The following is a 427-nucleotide window of genomic DNA, read 5'->3' as shown; positions in this document are numbered from 1 at the left end:
TGCCTGCCGTGCTTTAAGGAGCGTATCCTGAACTAGCTTAAAATCATTTGTAGTACTAATTTGATAACTAATAATTTTTCCGTCATACAGGTCTTTAATCGCACTTAAATAGACTTTTTTACCGGTTTCTAGCTCGAGATAAGTAACGTCAGTTACCCATTTTTCATTGGGCTGATCACTGGTAAAATTACGGTTTAAAATATTATCAGTCACATTGCGGTCACCAGGGACGGTACAAGAGTGACGATTGCGTCGAACAACTGACTGTAGGCCAAGTTTACGCATAATTCGAAGAATTCGTTTCGGATTGTACTTTTTGTTAAAACGACGATTAATTTCACCAGTAATTCGACGATAACCATAGATACAGTTATACTTGTTAAACACTGATTTGATAACTTCTTCAAGCCATTCATTTTCTAATTGA

General features: G+C 36.3%; 1 protein-coding gene. It reads right to left on the bottom strand.

The genetic code is table 11. From position 1 onward, the window contains the following. Window positions 1–427: IS3 family transposase (locus LFYK43_RS12290; protein ID WP_148095639.1), on the bottom strand; the 427-nt coding region annotated here is incomplete at both ends.

The sequence above is a fragment of the Ligilactobacillus salitolerans genome (genome assembly GCF_003864415.1).
Lineage (GTDB): Bacteria > Bacillota > Bacilli > Lactobacillales > Lactobacillaceae > Ligilactobacillus > Ligilactobacillus salitolerans.
Note: the sequence above shows the minus strand (reverse complement) of the source record. Positions and strands in the feature narration are given on the sequence as shown.